General features: G+C 52.9%; 16 protein-coding genes. 13 read left to right on the plus strand and 3 right to left on the minus strand.

The window, feature by feature from the left end; all coding sequences use genetic code 11:
- Window positions 1-134: 134 nt before the first annotated feature.
- The 5 genes from GSF01_RS24925 to GSF01_RS24945 are packed head-to-tail and all read left to right on the plus strand — an operon-like array spanning window position 135 to window position 7,117.
- Window positions 135-1,214 carry a sugar ABC transporter substrate-binding protein gene (locus tag GSF01_RS24925; RefSeq protein ID WP_159887985.1) on the plus strand — a complete coding sequence of 360 codons (1,080 nt, stop codon included), beginning with the start codon at window positions 135-137 and terminating at the stop codon, window positions 1,212-1,214.
- Between the two features lie 58 nt (window positions 1,215-1,272).
- Entirely contained in the window at window positions 1,273-2,820 is a 1,548-nt protein-coding gene (locus GSF01_RS24930; protein ID WP_159887986.1) for a sugar ABC transporter ATP-binding protein, read from the plus strand.
- Window positions 2,813-3,976, plus strand: a complete 1,164-nt coding sequence (locus tag GSF01_RS24935; RefSeq protein ID WP_159887987.1) for a sugar ABC transporter permease — start codon at window positions 2,813-2,815, stop codon at window positions 3,974-3,976. The genes GSF01_RS24930 and GSF01_RS24935 overlap by 8 nt, the downstream gene beginning before the upstream one ends.
- 37 nt (window positions 3,977-4,013) lie before the next feature.
- Window positions 4,014-5,369, plus strand: coding sequence for an aminopeptidase P family N-terminal domain-containing protein (locus tag GSF01_RS24940; protein ID WP_159887988.1), 1,356 nt, complete (start codon window positions 4,014-4,016; stop codon window positions 5,367-5,369).
- Between the two features lie 32 nt (window positions 5,370-5,401).
- On the plus strand, window positions 5,402-7,117 hold the full coding sequence (locus tag GSF01_RS24945) for a CocE/NonD family hydrolase (protein WP_159887989.1): 1,716 nt from the start codon (window positions 5,402-5,404) through the stop codon (window positions 7,115-7,117).
- Between the two features lie 170 nt (window positions 7,118-7,287).
- On the opposite strand, the gene GSF01_RS24950 is transcribed toward GSF01_RS24945, so the two are convergent.
- Window positions 7,288-8,712, minus strand: a complete 1,425-nt coding sequence (locus GSF01_RS24950) for a sensor histidine kinase (RefSeq protein WP_159887990.1) — start codon at window positions 8,710-8,712, stop codon at window positions 7,288-7,290.
- The gene (locus tag GSF01_RS24955) at window positions 8,713-9,429 is read right to left on the minus strand and encodes a response regulator transcription factor (protein WP_159887991.1); all 717 of its coding nucleotides are present in this window, start codon (window positions 9,427-9,429) and stop codon (window positions 8,713-8,715) included.
- 154 nt (window positions 9,430-9,583) lie between these two features.
- Between GSF01_RS24955 and GSF01_RS24960 the strand changes: the two genes are divergently transcribed.
- The 8 genes from GSF01_RS24960 to GSF01_RS24995 all read left to right on the plus strand — a co-directional run bounded on the left by GSF01_RS24960 (window position 9,584) and on the right by GSF01_RS24995 (window position 19,287).
- On the plus strand, window positions 9,584-10,501 hold the full coding sequence (locus tag GSF01_RS24960) for an ABC transporter ATP-binding protein (RefSeq protein ID WP_159887992.1): 918 nt from the start codon (window positions 9,584-9,586) through the stop codon (window positions 10,499-10,501).
- A complete protein-coding gene (locus tag GSF01_RS24965) occupies window positions 10,498-11,250 on the plus strand; it encodes an ABC transporter permease (protein WP_159887993.1) in 753 nt (250 codons plus the stop codon). The genes GSF01_RS24960 and GSF01_RS24965 overlap by 4 nt, the downstream gene beginning before the upstream one ends.
- A 14-nt stretch (window positions 11,251-11,264) precedes the next feature.
- Entirely contained in the window at window positions 11,265-11,996 is a 732-nt protein-coding gene (locus GSF01_RS24970) for an ABC transporter permease (protein WP_159887994.1), read from the plus strand.
- A 182-nt stretch (window positions 11,997-12,178) separates the two neighbouring features.
- On the plus strand, window positions 12,179-13,072 hold the full coding sequence (locus GSF01_RS24975; RefSeq protein WP_159887995.1) for an ABC transporter permease: 894 nt from the start codon (window positions 12,179-12,181) through the stop codon (window positions 13,070-13,072).
- A 2-nt stretch (window positions 13,073-13,074) separates the two neighbouring features.
- On the plus strand, window positions 13,075-13,971 hold the full coding sequence (locus tag GSF01_RS24980) for a carbohydrate ABC transporter permease (RefSeq protein WP_159887996.1): 897 nt from the start codon (window positions 13,075-13,077) through the stop codon (window positions 13,969-13,971).
- Window positions 13,972-14,033: 62 nt separating this feature from the next.
- Window positions 14,034-15,728 (plus strand): type 2 periplasmic-binding domain-containing protein, encoded by a 1,695-nt coding sequence (locus GSF01_RS24985; protein WP_159887997.1) that lies wholly within the window; start codon window positions 14,034-14,036, stop codon window positions 15,726-15,728.
- Between the two features lie 161 nt (window positions 15,729-15,889).
- A complete protein-coding gene (locus tag GSF01_RS24990) occupies window positions 15,890-17,680 on the plus strand; it encodes a cache domain-containing sensor histidine kinase (RefSeq protein WP_159887998.1) in 1,791 nt (596 codons plus the stop codon).
- Window positions 17,680-19,287 (plus strand): response regulator, encoded by a 1,608-nt coding sequence (locus GSF01_RS24995; RefSeq protein WP_235941724.1) that lies wholly within the window; start codon window positions 17,680-17,682, stop codon window positions 19,285-19,287. Before GSF01_RS24990 ends, GSF01_RS24995 begins: the two co-directional genes overlap by 1 nt.
- On the opposite strand, the gene GSF01_RS25000 is transcribed toward GSF01_RS24995, so the two are convergent.
- Window positions 19,275-19,925, minus strand: coding sequence for a formylglycine-generating enzyme family protein (locus GSF01_RS25000; RefSeq protein ID WP_201305480.1), 651 nt, complete (start codon window positions 19,923-19,925; stop codon window positions 19,275-19,277). The genes GSF01_RS24995 and GSF01_RS25000 overlap by 13 nt on opposite strands.
- Window positions 19,926-19,946 lie beyond the last annotated feature (21 nt).

Raw genomic sequence — 19,946 nt, forward strand, 5'->3', positions numbered from 1 at the left:
AATGAGAAAGATGTAATTTTGAATGCGGTTTCATTTGACTGATACAAGGGGGTGAGGGAGAAAGCAAGAAGATTTTTCGCTCTTGAAAGCGCATTCAATTCTGGGTCTAACACTAAAGGAGGTTTATCAACAGTATGGCAAACCAAAAAAAGAGATTATTCGTCGTAGTCATGTTGCTTATGGCCTTGTTGGTCGCAGCTTGTGGAGACAAAAGCACGACCGGCGAGCCGGGAAGCAAGAGTTCGGGGAAAAATGGGGATAAAAAAATTCGTATCGGCATCGCGATGAAGACCGAAGTACAGCCACGGTGGAAGTTCGATATGCAGTACATGCAGGAGAAAGCGGATGAGCTTGGCGCCGAGCTTGTCGTGCAGTGGGCGAACGACGACGTGTCCAAGCAATCTAACCAGGTGGAAAACCTGTTGTCGCAAGGCATTGACGTTCTCGTCATTGTACCGGTCAGCGACAAGACGGGTCCGGTTGTCGACAAGGCAAAAAGCGCCGGCGTTCCGGTCATTGCCTACGACGCCATGATTCAGGACTCCGACATCGACCTGTATGTGACGCGCAACAACTACAAGGTTGGCGAATTGCAGGCTCAGGCGGCTCTGAAATATACCGGGGGCAAAGGCAACTTCGTACTGCTCAAAGGCGACCCGGCTACAACGGTTGCGCAAGGGATCGCGAAGGCCTATGAGGATATTTTGAAAAAAGACTCCAACATTAAGATTGTGGCGGAGCAATGGCATCAAAACTGGTCGACGGAGCGCGCGCTGAAAACAGCCGAGGACGCACTGTCCGCTCAAAATGACAATATTCAAGCCTTTATCAGCTCCAATGACGGCATGGCGATGGGGATAGCACAAGCGGTTAAAGGACGCAATCTTGACGGTAAAGTGTTTATTTCCGGCCTCGATGTCGAAGTGGGAAGCGCGCGCCTTATTGCCGAAGGCATTCAAACGATGTCTGTCTGGACGAAGCTTGCCGATGGCGCCCAACGGACGATCGAAGCGGCCGTACAGCTTGCCAAGGGAGAAACGCCGAAAAGCGACGAAACAACGAACAACGGCAAAAAAGACGTGCCGACGCTGGCTGTCGACGTTATGGAAGTGAACAAGGACAACCTGTGCTCGTTCATTAACGAAATTGCGCCTAGCGGATGGATGACGGAAAAAGAAGTATTCGTCAACGTCCCTAACGCGTGCGGTAAATGAGCAGGTTACGCCGCCCAAGTGCGCGGCGTAACTTTCTAAACAAGGGAGTGGGTTCGAATTGGATGCGACAGCATTGGAAATGGACAATATCAGCATACAATTTCCCGGTGTTTTGGCCGTCGACAGCGCAACTCTTAGCGTCAGGAAGGGAGAGGTCAGGGCGATTGTCGGCGAGAACGGCGCCGGAAAATCGACCCTGATGAAAATACTGTCCGGTGTTCACAAAGCGGGCAGCTACAGCGGGGAAATCAGGCTGGACGGACAGACCGTGAAGCTGACAGGAGTAGCTGACGCAGAAAAAAGCGGGATTACCATGGTGCCGCAGGAGCTCAACCTGATCGACGAGCTGACGGTTGCGGAGAACCTGATGCTGAACCAGATGCCGGGGCGGGCAGGCGTCGTCAACTTTCAGCAATTGTACCGCGATGCCCAGGCTATGCTGGACGATATCGGATTGGATGTGTCGCCGACCGCCAAGATCAAGGAGCTGGGCGTTGCGCACAAGCAGATGATCGTCATCGGGAAGGCGCTCGGCAATCAGGTCAAAGTATTGATACTTGATGAGCCTACCGCTACATTGTCCGATAAAGAAAGCGAAATTCTGTTTGAGAAAATCAGGGAATTGAAGAGAAATGGCATTACATGCCTGTATATTTCCCATCGGCTTGAAGAGGTGCTGGATCTGTCCGATTCGATCACGGTAATGCGTGACGGCAAAATCATTACGACGAAGCCGGTTGAGGAAATGGACGAGCAGAAGATCGTCTCCTACATGATTGGTCGCGATCTCGAAAATTACTTTCCGGAAACGAATCGTACTCCGGGCGAAGTGGTGCTCACGGTCAATAACTACAACGTTCACGATCCGAAGCTGCCTGACCGCAAGCTGGTGGACAACGCCTCGTTGGAGCTGCGAGCCGGAGAAATCGTTGGCGTATACGGGCTTGTCGGCGCCGGACGCACCGAATTGGCGCTCGGATTGCTCGGGGCATGGCCAGCGGCAACAAGCGGCGAAGTGCTGATCGACGGACAGCCCGTCCAGATCCCAAATCCTTCGGAGGCGATTAAAGCCGGGCTCGGCTATTTGCCCGAGGATCGGAAGCGTCAGGGGATTATCGAATTGATGTCTGTAAGCTCTAATATTTCGATCTCCAGCATTGATCGTCTCTGCCGTCTCGGTGTTATCGATCAGGGGGCGGAAATGGAGAAAAATAATCAATTTGTCGCCGATTTGTCTATCAAGACGGCCAGTCTGGAGACGGCAATCAAATCCTTAAGCGGCGGAAATCAACAAAAGTGCGTACTGGCGCGTCTGATCGCGGCGGATACGAAGGTCATGCTGCTGGACGAACCGACTCAAGGCGTCGACATCGGGGCCAAAACCGAGGTGTACGTGCTGCTCGACAAGCTGGCGAAGGCCGGAAAGGCAATTTTGCTTATCTCCTCCGACTTACCTGAAGTGCTTGGTGTTTCGGATCGGATGCTCGTCATGAGGCAAGGGCGTATCGTCGCATCGTTGTCGCCCAAAGAAACGAACCGTCATCAAGTTCTGGAGTACGCCACTTTAGGGTACAGCACAATGGAAGGGGATAAGAAGGATGGCTAACCCTCTGCTAGACAAAAATGGCGAGAAACCCGGGAAAGTAAGCCTGTTTGGCAAAGTCAGCTGGAAAAGCCTGCTTATTTTGGCCGGGATCGTCATTGTCATGATTTTGTTCGACTCTTTGACCAACGGCGTGTTTTTATCGCAGCGGAATATTACCTTGCTGCTGAAGCAGTCGGCGATTTTGGGCGTTGTATCCGCCGGCATGGTGCTGCTTATCGTTGCCCGGCAAATTGATCTGAGCGCGGGCTCGGCGGTCTATCTGGTCAGCGCGGTTATGGCGCAAGTATCGGTTACCTATCAATGGGGGCTTGTGCCTTCCCTAATATGCGCTATGCTCGTCGGCTTGCTGATGGGTGCATGGCAGGGCTTGCTCGTCGCCAAATTCAATATACCCGCCTTTATCGTTACGCTCGCGGGCATGCTTATTTTCAAAGGAATCGGTTATGTCTGGACCAACGCCGCGACGCTTGGCCCCGTCTCCTCCGATCTGGTGTTTCTGAGTGAAGGCTACGTGCCGATTGTGCTATCGGCCGTTATCATTATTGCCGGAGCGGCGCTTGCCATCGCCCTTGTTCTGCGTGATGCGTCGAGACTGAAGAAATGGGTGAAGTCCGGCTCGAAAAAGTGGGTTAAAATTGCGCTTATCGCTATCGTTACGGTTGTCATCGGCTGGATTTTCCTTGGCTACCGGGGTATTCCAATGGCAGTGTTATTCATGGCGATATCGGTTTCTCTCTTGTATTTCGTCATGTCGCGCACCAAATTCGGCCGCAATCTGTATGTCATTGGGGGCAACCCCGATGCGGCAAGACTCGCCGGCATTAAAACAACGAAGCATTTATTCCAGTCGTTCTTGCTGATGGGAGCGGTATACGGGGTAGCCGGCATTCTCATTACGGCAAGGCTGGGCAGCTCGGCTCCAACTGCGGGGAACCTGCTGGAGCTGGATGCGATTGCTGCCGCCGTTATCGGCGGTACGAGCCTGTCGGGGGGCGTAGGCATTATTCCCGGCGCGTTGATCGGCGCTCTGCTGTTATCGGCGATCGACAACTGTATGAGTCTTATGAACGTTTCTTCCTTTTTGCAGATGGTCGTAAAAGGCTTAATTTTGCTGGCTGCAGTGTGGTTTGACGTCTATGTTCGCAAAAGAAAATAAGCAATAAGGAAAATAGGAGCAGGGAGAGGAACAAAAAATGAAGATCACGTGGAGAGAAATGAAGTTACCGGACTTTGGCATACCTGAAGAGGTGCCAGTTATCCCGGCGGAAATCTATGAGGAAAGATGCCGAAAGGCGTATGCTGCCGCCAATTGCGACTGGTTTGTCGTATATGGCGACCGCGAGCATTTTGCCAACATGCATTATTTGACCGGCTTCGATCCCAGATTTGAAGAAGCGCTGCTGCTTATCGGACCGAATGGCCATAAATACTTGCTGGTAGGAAATGAGGGCATTGAGTATGCAAGCCTGGCAAAGCCGCAGCTTTCCGCTGTGCTGTGTCAATCCTTCAGCCTGATGGGACAGGACCGGACTCGTTCCCCGAGGCTGGATGAAATTATGCGCGAGGTCGGGGTGGCACGCGGACAAAGCATTGGCTTGTGCGGCTGGAAGTACATGGAGCAGAGCGAGACGAATGGTTACGACGGTCTCCATGTGCCGGCTATGCTGGTTAATTGCGTAGCGAGCGTTATCGGCGGGAAAGAGGGCATAAAGGACGTTACCCATGTATTGATTCATCCGGTGAACGGACTGCGTGCTTATAGTGAAGCGGAGCAAATCGCTGTAAACGAATGGGCGGCGGCGCGCGCCTCGGCAGCGCTGATGCGTATCGTGCAAGGAACACGCCCCGGCGTCAGCGAGCTGGAGGCGGTGTCCCGCATGCAATATGCCGGAGAACCGTTGTCGGCTCACATTATGTACGCGAGCGGCAAAGATGATATTGTAGGACTGCGCAGCCCGTCTGCGCGCAAGGTCGAGCAAGGCGATGGCGTATTTTCCGCTGTCGGCTATTGGGGCGGTCTGAGTGCGCGCGGCGGACTTGCGGCTGCGGACGATGCCTCCTTTATCGCGGATTGGGCCGTTCCTTATTATCGGGGAATCGCTGCCTGGTACAGCACGACGGCAATCGGCTCCTCGGGCGGCGATGTTTACGCTCGCGTATGCGACGAGTTGCGTCTGGGCGATATGAAGCCTGCGCTGAACCCGGGGCATTTGATTGGCTCGGATGAGTGGGTGCATTCCTTCTTCACGCCTGGCAATGAAACAAAGGTGGCTTCAGGCATGGCGATTCAATGCGACATTATTCCGGCCCCGATGCCGGAAGGAATCGTATTGAACTGCGAGGATTCCGTCGTATTTGCCGACGAGTCTTTGCGAAGCGAATTACAGGGGAAATACCCTGAGGTATGGGCGCGCATCCAGGCAAGACAACGGTTCGTGCGCGAGGAGATCGGCATCAGCATCAGCGATGATTTGCTGCCGCTTTCGAATACGCCGGCTTATTACGCGCCGCTGTTCCTGTCTCCGGGCCGCGCGCTGGCCATTAGCTAAGCGGATATTGCCCGCTAGGAAGGGGTACAGGAATGAACAGTCACAGCTATTACGAAGTCAAGGTTGATCGCAACGTCCCGATCGCGATGCGGGACGGGGTTGAGCTGCGTGCGGATATATACACTCCGGTTGGCAAAGGGACATTCCCGGTTCTGCTTATGCGGCTTCCTTATGACAAGTCGGTATCGGAATCGGTCGGATATATGCATCCGGAGTGGTATGCACGGCAAGGCTACCTGGTCGTGACGCAGGATGTCAGAGGGCGGTATGCTTCGGACGGCGAATTCAAGCCGTTCTACCATGAGCGTCAGGACGGCGTCGATACGATCCGTTTTGTCAGGGAGCTGCCGCAGTCGAACGGAAAGGTCGGCATGTACGGCTTCTCCTACGTGGGAGCAACGCAGCTGCATCCCGCGATGGATTGCCAGGACGAGCTGACGGCGATTGCACCCGGCTTTACGAATGACGGCTACTACGAGGACTGGATGTATAAGAACGGAGCGCTCCATCTGGCGTTTGTCCAATCCTGGGCAACCTCGCTTGCGCCGGATATTGCGATTCGTCAAAGCGATGCCGAGGCGGCGGGAGACCTGCTGCAGAAGATGAATCAAATCGGGGACAAGTATGGGCATTTGCCGATTCATGACCATCCGGGCATCAGCAAGCAATACTCACCATTTTATTATGAGTGGCTGGAGCATCCAACCTTCGACGACTATTGGAAGCAGTGGGATTTGCGCAGCCAATACGACCGTATACAAGTTCCTGCCCTGCATATCGGCGGCTGGTACGATATTTTTATCGAGGGAACGATCCGCAACTATATGGGACTTGCCGCTCGGCATCCGAATCAGAAGCTTCTGATCGGTCCGTGGCTCCATTATCCGTGGTCATCCTTGTCCAGGGACGCCGACTACGGTGACGAGGCCCGGAATGTGGTCGATGAATGGCAAATACGGTGGTTCGACTATTGGCTCAAAGGCGAGGACAACGGCATTATGGAAGAACCCGCCGTCCATATTTTCGTGATGGGGGACAATGTGTGGCGTCAGGAGCGGGAATGGCCGCTGGCACGGACGCAATATACGAATTTCTACCTGCACAGCGACGGCAGCGCCAATTCGCTGAGCGGATCGGGAACGCTCGATACGATTGCGCCGGACAACGAGCCGTGTGACATCTATGCCTATAACCCGCTTGATCCTGTGCCGAGTCTTGGCGGCAACAGCTGCTGCGTGCCTTCGATATCGCCGATGGGAGCGCGCGATCAGCGTCCTGTCGAAATCCGCAACGACGTATTGGTATATACAACGCCGGTACTGGAGGAGGACGTAGAGGTAACAGGCCCGGTTCGCGCCGTTCTCTATGCGTCCAGCTCGGCTGACGATACGGATTTTACAGTCAAGCTTGTTGATGTAAGGCCAGACGGCAAGGCGATCAATATTACACAGGGCATTCAGCGCGCAAGCTACCGGGATTCGAACGAGCAGCCGTCTCCGATCGAACCGGACGCCATCTACAAATACGACTTCCATGTTGGCTCGACCAGCAATGTGTTCAAAAAAAACCATCGAATTCGCATCGAAATATCGAGCAGCAACTTTCCGTTGTATGAGCGAAGCTTGAATACGTTCCGTGTAGATCGGAAGGGCGGTTATACGGATTTCAAGGTTGCGACGCAAAAGATTTATCACGACGCCGAGCATCCGACCCATATCGTGCTTCCGCTTATTCCGCGTAATAGCTAGAATCCGAGTATTAAGTAAGGAAGGGCTTCAGCGTGAGTAGTCATTGTACCAGAAGCTGGGGACGAGCCTTACCAAGACTTGCGCATTTCGCCCTAGTGAGGATACGCTGAATCTTAATCACAAGTCCTGGTATAAAAAGGTACCCATACGCTAAGCACTTTTTTGAAGTGCTACGTGTATGGGTACCCTCTTTTTTGAATATAAGTTGGTTGGACATGTAGAGGAAATTCCAGGATGGCTTCTAACCCTTTTTTATCCGGCTCGCTTGAAAGCTGGAGACGACCGTGATGGGCCTGCGCAATCCTCGCCACCATCGGTAGCCCCAGACCGTGACCTTGCTGGACAGACCTCTGTCTCTTTAGCGAATAGGGGTATTCGGTAATCCCCGCCAATTGCTCCAGCGGGATTCCTCGCCCATCATCCCTTACGATCAGGTGATAGCGGGTGCGGTCCTTGGCTAGGCAAGTTTCTAGGATGATTTTGCAGCCCTGCGGATTATGATGCACACTATTTTGGACAAGATTATGGATTGCCCTTAGCAGCAATTTTTCATCCCCATGGATCCCAACCGCTTCATCGCTCAGTAATAATTCAATATCATAGCGATCATCCAATCCGTTATTCAAAAAATCCGCGACAACCTGTTTTGCCAAAACGGATAACCGGACGCATTTCAGATGCAAAGGCTGCATGTCATACTCAAGCATGGAGACCAGGTTCAGATCGCTAACCAGGGAGCGCAGCTTCTCGCCTTGACGCCGGATGATCCCGGCCTGATACCTCTGCTCCTCGGGCATGTCAGAATTGTCTTCCATTTCGCTTGAGTAGCCAAGAACCATCGAGAGTGGAGTCCGGATATCATGAGAAATCCCGGCGATCCAGTTGGAGCGTGCTTCATCCCTTGCCTTCAACGCAGCCGTTTTGTCTTGAAGTATAGTCGACGCCGCATTCATGCTCAGGGCCAAATCGCCGAATATCCCTTTGGTATTCAATTGGACGGGTTCATCCCTGGCAAGATTATGAACTCCCGCCACAAGAGGACGTATGCCTCTTATGAGACGCGTTCCCATCACGATAGAAACAAGCAGGGCCACCGCCACATTAAGAAGAAGCAGCCACAAAAGCCGTAGAGGCAATGATCTTACCCAGTCGGCAACAAAATTCAATTGATACTTGCCATAGCTTCCCTTAGGATACCCCACCACAACCAAGCCATCTTTATGTACCCAAATGTAGACGGGATAGTCCATCAGATAATAACGCGTGAACTTGGCTACATCGATCAGATTGTAGGTTCGCGGAATGTCAATCGGCAATTGGTATTCCCATTGAACATGGCCATCATCACCGAGCAACATAGCCCAAGCTTGATTGTCCTGAAGAAGCTGGACGGCATGATTATCCAAAATATGGTTGTCATCCTGGAGATTTAAGTTAGCGGCCACTTCCTCAACCACGCCTTCCGGGGACGGTTGCTGATTAATTTTCTTGAACACCAACGTGCCCAGTAGGATGAAGTTAAATATCAGAAGCAAAAACGAGACAATGATGGTTGTGGCGACAAACCGACGTAAGATGCGAACAATTCCTTCCACTTAAGCTTTCTCCTTAACCAGCAGTTTATAGCCTAATCCCCTGACGGTAAGAAGATGGATCGGGTTAGAGGGATCTTGTTCGATTTTTTCACGAACGCGCCTGATATGGACCATCAATGTATTTTCGTAACCGTAACTGTCGTCTCCCCAGACGGCCTGACATAAAGCATCATTTGTGACGATTCGTCCCCGGTTCTCATACAGCTTGGCCAGAATGGCATGCTCCTTTGCTGTCAAAGGCAGTTCCCTCTGATCGTTACGCACAACAGCGCTATCTAGATCAATGGTTGTCCGCTCCCCCAAGCGGAAGACAGCCAGATACTCGGTCACGGGAGAGGAGTAGACCCGCCTTAATATGGCCATCAGTCGCAAGACCAGCTCGCGCGGCAGAAACGGCTTCACCATGTAATCATCCGCCCCCAGACCCAGACCGAGCAGCCGATCTGCATCTTCTCCGCAGGCGGATAGAAATAGGACGGGCAGATCCGAGAACTCTCTGATCGATGACAAGAGGGTGAATCCGTCCCCATCGGGCAGCATGACATCGAGAATCGCGATATCCGGCTTGTCTCTTCGGCAAATGGACAGAGCCGAAGCGCAATCCTCAGCTGTGTAAACGCGAAAGAAGCCCTCTTTTCGTAAAAATCGTTCGACCATCATTCTGATTTCCGGTTCGTCATCTACGATTAATATTTTTTTATCTTTTACCTTCTCCATTGGCGTCACCCACCTTGATTATACACAAACAAGAGGATAAACAGTGGTTTTCCGAATCGTTTTAAGGTTGATGTAAGGTTCTCTTTAGATGGAAGAAAGGTGGACCCCATACAGTTAAATTATAAAAAAGACTGGAATGGGGCTGACTTTTCGTATGAGTGCTTTGGCTATTGTGCAAACGCAAAACTTGACCAAAACGTATGGGGGGATGAACCGCGTAAATAAGCTCGAGCTTCATGTCGAGGAAGGAGAAATCTACGGGTTTTTGGGTCCGAACGGGGCCGGAAAAACAACCACGCTAAAAATGCTGCTCGGTCTCATCAAGCCGTCTGGAGGGACAGTTGACATGTTCGGGGAAAGTCTAAGCAAACACCGCCGATCGATTCTAAAGCGTACCGGATCGCTGATCGAATCGCCCTCCTATTACGGACATTTGACAGGTCTTGAGAATATGAGGGTCATGCAGCGCCTGCGGAATGTTCCAGATCAAAATGTAGACGAGGCGCTTCGTATCGTCAGGCTGGAAAATCACAAAAACAAAAAAGCGGAACAATATTCGCTCGGAATGAAACAGCGGCTGGGAATCGCCATGGCCTTGCTTGCCTTCCCTAAGCTGCTGATTCTTGATGAGCCAACGAACGGCCTTGATCCCGCAGGTATTGGTGAAATCCGGGAACTCATCCAATCATTGCCCGCACGCTATGGAATGACGATATTGCTCTCCAGCCACTTGCTCTCGGAAATCGAACAGATCGCGACCTCAGTAGGCATCATCAGTGAAGGGAATCTGCTATTTCAGGGCAGCATGTCAAGCTTGCGAGCCAAAAGCAGAACCGCTATCTGTCTAAAAACTTCGGACAATGCCACTGCAGAGCGGCTGCTTATTACTCAAGGCTACAGTCCGGTCCAGAGCGGAAGTCGGCTTGAGTTCGATAATTTGGAGGACACTGACGTGGCGGAGATCAACAGACTGCTTGTTTCACACGACATTCCTGTGACCCGGATCGAAGAGCGGGGGAAAAATCTGGAGGATATCTTCCTTGAGTTGACAGGAAAGGAGCGGAGCTTGTGATCAACACGCTAGGACTGGAATACTTCAAAATCCGCCGTAAAAAGATAGGGATCATGATGACCTTCTTTATTGCTGCAGAGATACTGTGGGCCTTCATGTCCGCCAGTATGTCCATTGCCCGTAATCCGGATCATGCCGTTTGGGAGTCTGTCTTTTTTAGCATATCCTCCATGAATGGACTTTTTATGCCGATTATCTCGGCCATTGTCGTCTCCCGAATATGTGATATGGAGCATAAAGGATCCACTTGGAAAATGCTTGTTGCTACCAATGTGAGCCGCGGCCGCCTCTATGCAGCGAAGTACATATGTATCAATAGTTTACTCCTGTATGGTATCCTCGCTCAGGCCGCACTTATGATTGCGTTCGGTGTGAGTAAGGATTTTCCCGGTGAGCCTCCTATTCATTTGCTAACCCGGTTTATAGGGGGGGCTTTGCTGACGACACTCGCCGTTACGGCACTTCAGCAATGGATCTCTTTGGCTATCAAAAACCAGGCTTTTGCGCTGTGCCTTGGCATGATGGGCGGTTTTATCGGCATGACTGCTGGGCTTTTCCCTCCTTATGCCCGACATATGCTTATCTGGTCTTATTATTTGGATCTCAGCCCGGTGACCTTGCTCTATGCCGAATCATCAACTACCTATATGGTACAGCCTATGGGCTTCGGGATCATAGCGGCCGTGGTAGTGATGGCCTTTTTGTTCTACAGCGCGGGAAGCCTCCATGTGACCCGGCAGGAAATCTGAGGAGGGATGGCTGAATGAAACGAAGTATATCCGCTGAATGGCTAAAATTACGGCATTCCCGAGTCAGTCTTATACTCGCTGTTCTTCCTATCCTAAGTTGGTTGATCGGGTGTGCGAATTACTATTTTAACCAGGGTGTTCTACAAAATGGCTGGTACAGCCTATGGACCCAAGTCAGCCTGTTTTACGGCGCGTTTTTCCTGCCTATTTTGATTGCTATCTGCTGTTCCTATGTCTGCAGGCTGGAACATCAGAACCGGAATTGGAATATGATTTTGACCTCTCCTGTATCGATCGGCAGTATATTTCTTGCCAAATTAATCATCGTGAGCCTGTTAATTCTATTCGCACAAGTGCTGTTCATGGGACTCTACTTGCTTGCAGGCACCTTGTTCCCCATACATGAGCCTTTCCCTATAGAAACTATACAATGGGCGTTACGCGGATGGTATGCTTCCCTGTCCATTAGCGCTTTGCAATTGGGACTGTCACTGTGGTTCCGCAGCTTCGCAACGCCTATCGGCATTAGTCTATGTGCGGTCTTTATAGGTCTTGGTATGTACATGGCAAAGCTTGGTCTATTTTTCCCGTTCTCGCTGCTCACCATCGGAATGAGCGTATTGAGCCAAGATAAGCTGACGGACGTACAGAGCATTTTGTTTTGGGTGATGAATATGGTTTACCTTATTACTTTTGTATCGATGTCTATTCGACGGCTAAGGAAAAAGGATATCGTGACATCCTGAGTCCCTTTCTGCTGCCGGTTGCCTATTGGACCTGTGGACCGCCCCCATCTGCTTGCCAGGTGGGGGCTAATTGGCGTCCGCTTCCCGCAGAAGATCCAATGAAACCGATAGATATCCAATCAGCGTTATCTAGCTGTCGAACCGCGTACCCCTTATCATTAAGGTATCAAGGGGGTGTGCGCATGTACGCAAGGCTATACAAGTATCGATGGCAGTATCTCATGATTTTACCGGGAGTCGTCTTGCTCCTGCTCTTCAGCTACATTCCCATGGCAGGTATTCAGATCGCGTTCAAGGACTTCCGGATCGGAACCTCCATCTGGACAAGTGCTTGGGTGGGATTGGATAACTTTTCATTTGTGCATGAGCCGCAATTCTGGAAGGTAGTCCGCAACAGCCTGTATATCTCGTTCCTGAAGTTTATATTCGGATTCCCCATGCCTATCCTTCTGGCTCTCCTGATCAACGAGGTCACCCATCCGGTCTTCAAGAGATTCGTGCAGTCGGTCAGCTATTTGCCTCACTTCTTCTCCTGGATCGTCGTGGCCTATATCCTGCAGTCCTTCCTGACTTTGGACGGCGGTCTGGTGAACGATGTTATCCAGCGGATGGGCGGCGAACCGGTCTTCTTCCTGGGCTCGGCGGAATGGTTCCGGCCAATGATCATAGCGAGCGGGTTGTGGAAGGAAGTGGGCTGGAACACGATCCTTTATCTGGCTGCGATTACCACCATCGATCCCCAGCTCTACGAGGCGGCCAAGGTCGAAGGAGCCGGTAAGCTGGCGCAGCTTCGCCATATTACGTTTCCGGGCATTCTGCCTACGATCTCGATCGTTCTGATCCTGAGCATTCCTAGTCTGATCACGGTCGGCATGGACCAGATCTATCCCTTGATGAACCCGGCTAACCTGGAAGTCTCGGATGTCCTCGATACTTACGTGCTTCGCAATGGGCTTCAGCAAGGCTACTTCGGCTTGGCTACAGCAGTCGGGCTGCTCTCCTCGGTCATCAGTCTCGTGCTCGTGGTTATGACCAATACGCTCTCCAAGAAAATTAACGGCGAGGGGCTGTGGTGACCATGAAGGCGACGCTTGGCGAACGGCTGGGGGCTGGTTTGATTATCGTCCTGCTCTCTCTAATGTGCCTATCCATTCTATATCCCTTTCTGTACATGCTCGCGATCTCGCTCAACACCGGCGCTGATGCGGCCAAAGGCGGGGTGTACCTGTGGCCGCGCTCGTTCACCTGGATCAACTATCAGATTGTACTGGGCAACGAGGTCATTCGCCATGCTTATCTGATCACGATAGCCAGAACGGTGGTCGGAACCTTGGGCGGGTTAACCGTCACCCTGCTGGCCGCCTATGGATTGTCGTACCGGAGCCTTCCGTTCCGTAAGGGCATCATGACCTACATTCTCGTTACGATGCTGTTCAACGGCGGATTGATCCCTTTCTATATCCAACTCTATAAGCTGGGATTGACCAATACGTTCTGGGTTTATATCATACCGGGCCTGTTCTCGGCGTGGAATATGTTCGTTATGCAAAAATTTATTCAAGGCATCCCGGAGGCCTTGATAGAATCAGCCGAACTGGACGGCGCCGGGCCGGTAAGAATTCTCGTTCAGCTCATCGTTCCGTTATCGAAGCCTATGCTCGCCGCTCTGGGCCTGTTCACGGCTGTTGGACATTGGAACGATTGGTTCGCCGGGGCGTTCTTCGTCACCAATCCCAAGCTGATTCCGGTTCAGACCTTCCTGCAGCAGCTTCTGTCTGCGGAAGATCTCTCATCCGTTCTGAGCTCCAACCAGAACCAGGAAGCATTCGCGCGCGGCTCCCGCATGACGAATATTACGCTCATGTCGATCAAGATGGCCACCGTCATGATCAGCGCCCTACCGATCCTTACCGTGTACCCCTTCTTGCAGAAATATTTCGTTAAAGGGGTTATGATCGGTTCGGTCAAGGGATAACTACCAGGTATACGGCATCATCCATATACTAATCCTTTCCTGATAAAAAAAGGAGGCATAACATGGCGTATCAAGCAAGCGGCCCCAGGTCCAAGACCGGGTTAGCCTTAGCAGCCCTATTGCTCATGACAACCGGCTGTTCCAGCAACAGCGCGGATAATCCGAGCTCGGCATCGAACCTTCCGGAATCGAAGCAGGAGGCGGGGGGAGCAAAGACAAGCACGGGAAGCAGAGGCGCCTTCAAGCTGTGGCTGGGCTGGACGGCTACGGTCAACAATGACAGCCTGATTCAACAATACTGGAGGACGGAGCAGCCGGGGGTCGACGTACAAGTGGAGGCCACTCAAGGGGATGCCATCACGGCATTGAATCTGAAGCTGAACACGGGCGGCTTCGAGGATGCGGCGATTTTCGGCCGGAATACGGTCGTTGATCATGCGATGAAGCGCTCTGGACTTATCCAGCCGCTGGAGAAGTACTTCAATATGCCGGATACGTATCCGGGCCTGGCGTCCATTCCCAAGGAATACCTGAACCAGATCAAGGATGCCGACGGACATATATGGTCGCTCCCTACCTACTTTGATCTCAATCCTTCCGATCCGTGGCCCGGCTGGTCTTCTAACGCCTGGTTCATCCGGACGGATGTTCTGGAGAAGGCCGGGATGAAGGAGGCCGACCTCCAGACCTTGAAGGGCGTCGAAGCGTACCTGGAGAAGGCGGCGCAATTGAAGGATGGATCGGGCAAGCCGCTGCTGCCCCTGGGCGTTCTGGCAGACAGCAACGATGAGAACGTCGTTCTGGCTACCTTCGGTGTGACGATAGCATCGGCAGGCGGCGTTACTCCAGTGAGCAAGAACGGAGACCAGTTTGTATTTCAATACGACCATCCGGGCTATAAAGCCGCTTATAAGTGGATGAACGACATGTACAACAAAGGCTTGATCGACCCCGAGGCGCTTACCGACAAGAAGGAAAGATATAAGGAGAAAAACAAAAACGGACGTTATGCGATGAATGCGGGGAGCTTCTGGAATTTCGATCAATATCTATGGGAGAGCTTGGATGGACCGACGGAGCCGGGCTGGTTCTACAAGCCGATTCCGTATCCGCAGGTGGAGGGCATCGCTCAACTGGGCGCTACCCAGATCGTGAACCCTTACCCGGGCTTCGACACGTATGTCAGCAAGAACACGAAAAATCTGGACGCCATTCTGAAGTTCTACGACTATACGCTGACATCGAAGCCGGAGCAAGGCATGATCGTCAACGAAGGGCCGCTGGGCAAGTATTGGGGTTGGATCAGCGAACCTTACGGCAAGTGGAAGTTCATCGATCCCGCCTACAAAGAGGCACGCAACTCCGGCGACCAAGCCCAGAAGGCGAAGGTGACACCGGAGTTATGGCAAACCTCCACCTACAGCAACAAATGGTACACCTGGTGGAACTACGGAGAGAATGATCATGCCGGCGCGTCCAAGACGGCGGAGTTCAGCATGCAGATCAGCAAGATGGGAACGGCCCGCGTGGCGGAGAAGTATGACATGGTGAAGTCCAAGGCAGGCGGCGTGTGGGAAAAGTATGGGCCGGAGCTGGAAAATGTGCGCAAGGAGTACAGGGCCAAGCTGATTATGGCGAAGGACGGCGCCCAGTTCGAGAAGGTCTGGACTGACTTTACTTCGGCGCTCGAAAAACGCGCCCACTGGAGCGAGCTCAAGAAAGAGTGGAACGACTTGTACCAAGCGATGGGCCGCTAATGAGAGATCGACGCCTAGATCCAGGGAGGACGATAAATATCCAACTGTCGTCGTATAGTCGTTGGGTGAGGATTCCCTTATGATTAAATGATCGAAGAAAGTTCCATGGAGCTGCCTCTCTTGAGAACAGGCTCCCTTGGGGGTTCCTGGAGGGGGATGCTATGAAGATCAGGCAGCTCCTGGAGAGATGGGTTATCCGAACGACCCGCTCCATGAGCTTAAGGGGCAAAATCGTCCTGTTCTACAGTCTTATCGTCTTCGTCCCGACCGTGCTCCTCGGCATCTGCGCCGGTTATCTGGCGCTGAACATCGTCCGGGCCAACTATATGCTGACGATCAAGGAAGCGGTCCGGCAAAGCGCCCAAAGCATCCATTTTCGTAAACAAAGCTATGACCTGCTGACGATCCGGACCGCGACGGACGGAGAGCTGGTATCCAGGCTGTCGCGGAGTTATACGGATAGGGAAGAGCAGCTCGGGACGCTACAATACGTGGACCGTTCCTTTCTCAATACGAGCAAATATTTGCCGGGTATTGGAGATTTCCGTATTTATCATACCAATGAAACGTTGGTCCAAGATGGCGGGCTTCTATGGAAGCCGGAGAACCGATTGCTCTCCGGCGTCACCGAGCAGGCCTGGTATGAAGAAAATTTGACCTCGCCCGGCAATCTGAACTGGTCCAGTGCGAGGGACGACAAGACCCGCCTGGTGGTCTCCCACAAGATCATGGATGCTCATGGGAGCATACTCGGCATGGTGTACCTTCTGCTGGGCTATAACGAAGTGTTCGCGGAGTCGTTCGAGCATCCCTTTGCCGGGGCGGGGGAGTTGTTTATCGTAGATGGCCTGGGCACGATCATGGCTTCCTCGGAGCCGGGCGAGATCGGAAAACGGCTGGCCGACACGCCGCTGCAGCAATATTGGGATAAGCCGGAGGCTGTAGATGCGCCTATCAACGGAAAGCTGCTGATCACTCAGAAGATGAATGCCGACTGGACAGTCGCAGCCCTCGTCCATCTGGACCGGATGGAAGAGCAGTCCACCCGGATTATGTATGCAGTTGTGGGGGGAATCGCTTTCTTCCTGCTCTTATCCATCTTCCTCATCATGACGGTGCTCAAAAATGTGATCTGGCGGATTCGCAAGCTAGGGGGGCGGTTGAACGACATAGCCCAGGGGGATTTTGAGGTGAAGGTGAGAAACCGGGACAACGACGAGCTCGGAGAGCTTGAGGTCTTGTTCAACTCCATGTCCAACCGACTGGGCCGGCTCGTCGAAGAGCATACGCAAGCCGTGACGAAGGAGCGGGAGCAATCGTTCAAGGCGTTGCAGGCACAGATCAATCCTCACTTTATCTATAACTCCCTCAGCTTGATCCGCTGGCATGCGCTGGATAGGCAGGATGAGCTGCAGGTCCGGGCTATCGACGCGTTGGCCACCTTCTACCGGCTTGCACTGAACAACCGGGTCAACGTTACGAAGATCCGAGATGAGTTGGAGCATCTGAAGGCTTATGTCGAGATCCAGCAGCTGCGCTACCCGGACATGGTGCATGTGGAATGGCAGGTGGAGCCAGAGGTGCTCGACTTGTACACCATCAAGCTGCTTCTGCAGCCGATTGTCGAGAACAGCTACTTGCACGGCAGCATTACGAAGAGGAAGGATGCCTTTATCCAAATATCCATCCAACGGGCAGACCATGGGGTTGAATTCCTCATATTTGATAACGGGAGGGGCATTCCCGCCGAGAAGCTGGAGGCGATTCGGGCCGGCAGCCATACCGGTACAAGCAACGGGTTCGGCATGCATAACATCCGCGAGAGGCTGAGCCTGTATTTTGGACCGGAGAGCTGTTTTTCGATCGACAGCATGGAGGACGAATGGACAGCCGTTACCATTCGCATCCCCGCTTGCGAGGAACGTCCTGATATTAAACGAGGTGACGGGTGATGATCCAGGCATTGATCGTGGACGACGAGCCCATGCATATCCGGGGGCTCGTCCGGCACATCGGTTGGGAGGCGCTGGGCTATAGGAAACCCTTGACCGCCGAGTCGGGGGAGGAGGCGCTGGCCATCTTGGCGGATACCCGGGTGGATGTTCTCATTACGGACGTGTCCATGCCCGGGATGACGGGGATTGAGCTGCTGGCTAAGTGCAAGTCGAGCTATCCCCATCTGCAGTCGATGCAGGCGGTGATGATCAGCGGGTACGACGAGTTTGAATTTGTCCGGGAGGCGGTCCATCACGGCGCCAAGGCCTATGTGCTCAAGCCCATCAAGACGGAGGAGCTGGAGGAGAAGCTGGCGGCGTTCCGCGATTCCATAGTGAAGCGGGAACAGATCGAACGGGAGACCAGCCTTCTGAAGGAGAAGGTGACCGGCAGTCATGACGTGCTGCAGGAACGCTTCGTCAACGACTTGATCGAAGGACGGATTCTGAGCGCCGAGCTGCTGGATTCCTGGCGGCGTCTGCTGGACCTGCCCTCGGAGGAATGGCAGACCACTCTCTTCCTCTTGGGCTACGACCGGCTCTATCCTTCCAGCCCGCATGATGCCAGGCAGCGGATCGTCTTCAGCGAAGGGCTTGTGAGCTGTGTCAGAGTGGGACTATCCGGATTCGGCGGGACGTACATCGGCAAAACAGGGGCGGATGAAGCGGCGGTCATTCAGTTGAATGCTTCGCCTAGCGACCGGGCCAAGCTTGAGAAGCAGTTCGTGTTCATCCAGGACGTGCTGAAGGATCAATACCAGGCCACCGTAACGGTCGGTATAAGCAGGGAATGCCGCGGCTGGCAAGAGATTCCGCTTCTATATAAGGAAGTCAAGCACATGATGGCTAACGGCAGGCTGGCGGGAACCGGCCAAATCCTCTATTTCGACCGGATGGAGATGACGGAATACCGCGAGTTTCGGCTGCGTGAGGAAGCCATTCCCGAGATCGTCAAGAAGCTGGAGCAGGGAGACAGCGGCGATGCGCTGGTCTATCTCAAACACGTCTTCGACATGCTGCTGATGCAGGAGCCCGTGTCCTTCTCGTATGTGCAGGCCTTCGGTATGGGGCTGCTCAGCGAACTGGCGCGCAAGATCAGACGGACCAGGGACTCCGATGGGGAAATGAATATCAAGATGTGGCAGAGATTAATCGACTGCACTAAAGCGACGGAGATCCGGGAGCTGGTGCTGGAATACTTGAAGCGGTACAGTGGGCTGAAGGAGCAGTCCGCGCAGCAGCACCATCTCATCCATAAGATCTCCCGGTATCTGGAGGAGCATCTGGAGCATAATGTAACGGTCAAGCAACTGGCCGAGCAATTCCATCTGAACTCCAGCTACTTGAGCGTTCTGTTCAAGAAGGAGACAGGACAGACCCTATCGGATTTCGTCCAGGAGAAGCGGATCTCCAAGGCCAAGGAATTGCTTTGTGATCCTAACATCAAGGTGTATGAGGTTGCGGAGAGGGTAGGCTTCCAAACCGCCGCGTATTTTGCCTTTCTCTTCAAGAAAGTGACTGGCACTACGCCGCAGGAATTCCGAGACTACCACTATGAGGCGTAATTGCGGGCCAGGCGGAATCCAAGGTCATCGATGCCAAATGACGGGTGACTGCGGCGGCGGCAAGAAGCCCCGCAGCCTCTTTCCTCTTCGGCCCAGCTGCCGCCCCGGAAAATCCGGTAGGGACCATAGACGTTCGCGTCATATACATCCCAGCACCATTCCCATACATTGCCTAGCATGTCGTACAGCCCCCAAGCATTCGGTTCCTTTGTGCCCACTTCATGGACTCCGCCTTCTGAATTGTCCTTATACCAAGCGATCTTATCAATCTCTCCATAGCGGTACCCGGCCGCTCCCGCTTTACACGCATACTGCCACTCGGCTTCGGTAGGGAGGCGATAACCGTCTGCTTCCCAATCACAGATCATGTCTTCCCCATCTTCACCGATCGAATAACATTCCTTCAACCCGGCTTTCTGAGAAAGCAGATTGCACAAGCAGATCGCTTCATTCCACGAAATATTTACAACCGGCTTTAGACCTTCATCCATCGAAACGGCTGCTTTCCCCGTAATCGCTCTGTACAGCTCTACCGTAACCGGGTACGGGGCCAGAAGGAACGGCTTGATCGGGACGTTCCATATCTTTTTTATTCGATCGTCTCTTAATTCAACATCTCCACCAGGAATCTTGACCATGGGATACTCCCAATCGCCCTT

The sequence above is a fragment of the Paenibacillus puerhi genome, assembly GCF_009846885.1.
GTDB classification, from domain to species: Bacteria; Bacillota; Bacilli; order Paenibacillales; family NBRC-103111; genus Paenibacillus_G; species Paenibacillus_G puerhi.

What these genes read in the sequence shown, in the direction of transcription:
- GSF01_RS24970 (WP_159887994.1), top strand. Translation starts at nt 11,265, where the DNA reads ATGAAACGAAGTATATCCGCTGAATGGCTAAAATTACGGCATTCCCGA.
- GSF01_RS24940 (WP_159887988.1), top strand. Translation starts at nt 4,014, where the DNA reads ATGAAGATCACGTGGAGAGAAATGAAGTTACCGGACTTTGGCATACCT.
- GSF01_RS24995 (WP_235941724.1), top strand. Translation starts at nt 17,680, where the DNA reads ATGATCCAGGCATTGATCGTGGACGACGAGCCCATGCATATCCGGGGG.
- GSF01_RS24985 (WP_159887997.1), top strand. Translation starts at nt 14,034, where the DNA reads ATGGCGTATCAAGCAAGCGGCCCCAGGTCCAAGACCGGGTTAGCCTTA.
- GSF01_RS24980 (WP_159887996.1), top strand. Translation starts at nt 13,075, where the DNA reads ATGAAGGCGACGCTTGGCGAACGGCTGGGGGCTGGTTTGATTATCGTC.
- GSF01_RS24925 (WP_159887985.1), top strand. Translation starts at nt 135, where the DNA reads ATGGCAAACCAAAAAAAGAGATTATTCGTCGTAGTCATGTTGCTTATG.
- GSF01_RS25000 (WP_201305480.1), bottom strand. Translation starts at nt 19,925, where the DNA reads ATGGTCAAGATTCCTGGTGGAGATGTTGAATTAAGAGACGATCGAATA.
- GSF01_RS24955 (WP_159887991.1), bottom strand. Translation starts at nt 9,429, where the DNA reads ATGGAGAAGGTAAAAGATAAAAAAATATTAATCGTAGATGACGAACCG.
- GSF01_RS24945 (WP_159887989.1), top strand. Translation starts at nt 5,402, where the DNA reads ATGAACAGTCACAGCTATTACGAAGTCAAGGTTGATCGCAACGTCCCG.
- GSF01_RS24960 (WP_159887992.1), top strand. Translation starts at nt 9,584, where the DNA reads ATGAGTGCTTTGGCTATTGTGCAAACGCAAAACTTGACCAAAACGTAT.
- GSF01_RS24975 (WP_159887995.1), top strand. Translation starts at nt 12,179, where the DNA reads ATGTACGCAAGGCTATACAAGTATCGATGGCAGTATCTCATGATTTTA.
- GSF01_RS24990 (WP_159887998.1), top strand. Translation starts at nt 15,890, where the DNA reads ATGAAGATCAGGCAGCTCCTGGAGAGATGGGTTATCCGAACGACCCGC.
- GSF01_RS24935 (WP_159887987.1), top strand. Translation starts at nt 2,813, where the DNA reads ATGGCTAACCCTCTGCTAGACAAAAATGGCGAGAAACCCGGGAAAGTA.